The following is a 1,553-nucleotide window of genomic DNA, read 5'->3' as shown; positions in this document are numbered from 1 at the left end:
TCAGGAGAGTTCAGCGTGAATGTATCAGTTCGGTTAGCTCTGCCACCACCTCGGGGCGATTGACCAGAGTCATGGGCCAGGCTCTTGTGCAGTCGAAATGGGCCTTGCCATCTTATCGGCTCAAGGAGCAGCAGGAGGTTCTAAAAGAACAGCGGGATCCCCCACCTTGCTCTGTCAGACAGCAGACAGCGGCAAGACATCTCCGGGTAGTCGGATCCAAGTCTAGGGGCTGAGAACGGCTTGCAAAGACCGCACATCGCAGTAGTACACCTGATGGCGGTGGGCATACCCCTTCAGCTCCACAGCCTGATGGGAGAAGCAGGCGGCTGCCTGCCCCAGCTGTTTGGCCAAGCAGGTATAGGTGTCCTGGCTGATCGCCAGGTCGGCGTTGAGGGTGCGGGTAGCGCTCTCGATGCGAAAGGCCAAATTCACCGTATCTCCCAGAGCCGTATATTCTTGGCGGGTGTTGTTGCCCACCTGGCGCACGATTGCCGAGCCTGTGTTGACCCCTGCCCCCAGACGAATGGGAGAAGGCAGCGGAAACTCACCGTTCAGCTGCTCGGTCATTTGAAACAGCTTCGCTATGGCCTGCAAAACCGACTTCACATCGAGGTGAATTCCCGGCACTTCCGTGCCCAGAGAAGCAGTGTTGGCTTGGGGCACATGGAACCAAACGGCCATAATCGCATCGCCAATGTATTTATCGACAGTGCCCCCGTACTGCTGAATGATATCCCCACCCCGCCGGAACCAATCGCCCATCACCTGGGAAAGCAGGCGCTCGTCCAGTTGTTGAGTCAGTTGTCCGTAACCTCGCACATCCACCACCGCCACCGAGATCAGCCAGCGGGTTTGTAAAACCAGGGTGTCCGAAGGTTTGGCCGCGGGGCTGGGTTCTGAGCTGGCCAGGGATCCGCTGTGGAACTCCAGCTGGGATTGTCCAAGGGTGAGGTGATCCCCATCCTGCAGCAGGGTGGGAATGCTGACGCGGCGATTGTTGACAAACGAGCCGTTGCGGCTGCCCAGATCGATGAGATAGATGCTGTTGTTGTCGAGGTATTGCAGCAGGGCATGTTGGCGCGAAACGCTGGGATCGCTCAAGACGATGGCGTTGTCTTCATCGCGGCCTAGGGTCCAAGCGGTCGCTCCCGAGAGAATGTGTTTCCTCTGGCTGCCATCCGGCTCTTTTAAGATCACGTAGGGCGCGGCGGTGGCGGCAGATTCGCCTGTGACGCTCATGATGAGATGAATTCTAGACGCGACCACACTTTAATACGATACCCCGCTTGCCTTCGGTTGATGGGGGGTATCCGGGCTCGATTTCTGAGCCGCCTCTGCTGGGAGATGGAGGTCTGAGGATGGGCTTGGCGGGGGGCCAACCCGACCGGTATCATTTTGTGTAGATACGTTAAGGCGTATGCTGGATCCCTTCCATCCCATTCCCGCTGAGCAACAGCCGCTCCGGCAGTATGCAGAGCTGAGGGAAGCCTTTCCTTTTTCCTGGCCCGCTTTGGGGTGGATCCCTTACTTAAAACGAATCTTTGGGGTTTGGG

Annotated in this window: 2 protein-coding genes; one reads left to right on the top strand and one right to left on the bottom strand. The window is 57.8% G+C overall.

What is annotated here, in order from left to right; translation table 11 throughout:
• Window positions 1-222 precede the first annotated feature (222 nt).
• Entirely contained in the window at window positions 223-1,239 is a 1,017-nt protein-coding gene (locus NW815_RS02630; protein ID WP_414344505.1) for an FHA domain-containing protein, read from the bottom strand.
• Between the two features lie 178 nt (window positions 1,240-1,417).
• On the opposite strand from NW815_RS02630, the gene NW815_RS02625 reads away from it, so the two are divergent.
• Window positions 1,418-1,553: CGLD27 family protein (locus tag NW815_RS02625; RefSeq protein WP_414415679.1), on the top strand; the 136-nt coding region annotated here is incomplete at its 3' end.

Origin of the sequence: Synechococcus sp. R6-7, from assembly GCF_047461695.1 — a bacterium.
GTDB lineage: Bacteria > Cyanobacteriota > Cyanobacteriia > Thermostichales > Thermostichaceae > Thermostichus.
Note: the sequence above shows the minus strand (reverse complement) of the source record. Positions and strands in the feature narration are given on the sequence as shown.

Excerpts from the sequence above, each read along its gene's own strand:
- NW815_RS02630 (WP_414344505.1), bottom strand. The coding sequence starts at position 1,239 with ATGAGCGTCACAGGCGAATCTGCCGCCACCGCCGCGCCCTACGTGATC.